Origin of the sequence: Pseudonocardia sp. SID8383 (genome assembly GCF_009864975.1) — a bacterium.
Lineage (GTDB): Bacteria > Actinomycetota > Actinomycetes > Mycobacteriales > Pseudonocardiaceae > Pseudonocardia > Pseudonocardia alni.
Genome location: NZ_WWFY01000809.1, coordinates 1 through 211, shown reverse-complemented (window position 1 = coordinate 211; position 211 = coordinate 1). Strand labels below are relative to the sequence as shown.

Genomic DNA, 211 nt, shown 5'->3' with positions numbered 1-211 from the left:
CTGCGACGCGGTGGGCGGCCCGGTCCGGCGCCTGGTGGCGGTCGGCGCTGGCCGGCCTGCCGGTCGTGTTCGGCCACCCCCGGCGGCGCTCGCTGGCCCTCATGGCCTGGATGCTCGGCATCTTCGTGCTGCCCGAGGCGCTGGCGGCGGCCTACGCCGTCGCGATCGGGGCGGGCCCGGCGGCGACCGGGCTCCTGATGGCGGCCGACCC

1 pseudogene is annotated in these 211 nt (G+C 80.1%); it reads left to right on the top strand.

What is annotated here, in order from left to right:
* Positions 1–211 (top strand): annotated as a pseudogene (locus GTW08_RS19670) (MFS transporter); the annotation flags it as partial.